Here is a 1,394-nt window from a genome sequence, read left to right as displayed (position 1 = left end):
CAGCTGAACGGAGACAGCTATCGCTTGAAGTATCGGCAGACGATTTTTCAGAACGCTTAGTGTTCAAAATTAATTAGCGAAAATTGTTCAAAAGGTCTTGACGGTTACAAGGAGTCATCTGAATCAAGTTATCAAGCTTCAATGCATTAAGTTTTTTTGTATAACATACATGGTATGCATTCTGCAGCTTGAAATGTCTTGTAAATAGCGACACCGTTTCTTTATTTGAATAAGCCCTTTTTTCGTTGTTATCAAAGAATACTTCTCGTAGTCCCCACAGCCTAAATCTGCAACCAGTAAAGGATCAGAAGAAACACCAGAATGCTCCCCGATCACTTTCGTAATCTTTTTGTGTACAGCATTGTATAAGTTGCTTTCCATAATGATGTGGCGCCTGGCTTCAAACAATTCCTTCTTGTAATGACTATTGGAAGGATGAGGCGTCAAGTTCAGATATCCATATTTGTAATATCAAACGTATGCTGCTTGGAACATATCAGGCTCTTAAAATCAACAATTTTCATTGAGCTTTTGCATAGCGGGCACCTAAACGTCGACTCGAATTGACTCAAATGTTTGCACTTTTAGTTTTTTGGGTCTAAAATAGCCGCCGCAAAATAAACCTCCCCTGTACAAGGGAAAGCAATCCACATAAATAAAGAAAGGCAGAACGATCCGCCTTTCTTCACAATACAGTTTTCTATTGAAATGAAGATTATCAAAAATGGGCAGACTAATCCCTTTTACTCTGTACGGACAAACAGAGTCTTTGAACGTATGAAATTACCGGTTCAAAGTCGGGATACGAAGTCTGATATGGTACATTTTTAATAATCCTCCTCAAGTTTTTATCAAACACCTTAATTATTATAGTGTTCCTATAAGAAAAAGTAAATTAGGGTCGTAGACACGATTTTCCCCTTGTCTAAACTCCCCTGAAGAAAAATAAAAATTCCCGTCTTCCCCCACCATTTTCTTCCAATCGCCGCAACTCCTTGCCCCACAAGGCATGAGAGGCATTTTCGAGTCAAAATCGAGATAAAAATTAAACGGCAATCGGAGCAAAATAACGGGCTAATAAAATGGGATTATCTGGTTCAATTGTGAACGAAACGAGATAAAAATTATTGGGTGACGAGCAGGGATTAGGGGTGAGGGATTAGGGTAGCAGGAATAGGAGTTTTCCTTCCCTGCTACCCTGCATCCCTTATCCCTATCTGTCCTTCAAACCCTTGCCACGCTTGAGTTTTATCTGAAATATGCTTGAGAAACATATTCGAGGAGATCCCTACTTTTCCCTGCATTTTTTCCGCCGCGGCACGAAAAAAGACTGGAGATTTGTAATGCTCCCCATTGTCAAGACACGATTTTTTGAGGATTAAGTTATGTCCTCC

Annotated in this window: 2 protein-coding genes; both read right to left on the bottom strand. The window is 39.5% G+C overall.

The features are described from left to right. Positions 1-449: 449 nt before the first annotated feature. Complete coding sequence (locus tag NR121_RS25460) at positions 450-572, bottom strand: putative RNA methyltransferase (RefSeq protein WP_375162545.1); 123 nt, start codon at positions 570-572, stop codon at positions 450-452. A gap of 621 nt (positions 573-1,193) precedes the next feature. Beyond that, positions 1,194-1,394 (bottom strand): hypothetical protein (locus NR121_RS24900; RefSeq protein WP_256832140.1); only part of this gene is annotated, 201 nt, incomplete at its 5' end.

Origin of the sequence: Paenibacillus sp. Pae15 (assembly GCF_024519685.1) — a bacterium.
GTDB lineage: Bacteria > Bacillota > Bacilli > Paenibacillales > NBRC-103111 > Paenibacillus_G > Paenibacillus_G naphthalenovorans.
The sequence above is the reverse complement of the archived record's forward strand: the minus strand, read 5'-3'. Positions and strand labels throughout refer to the sequence as shown.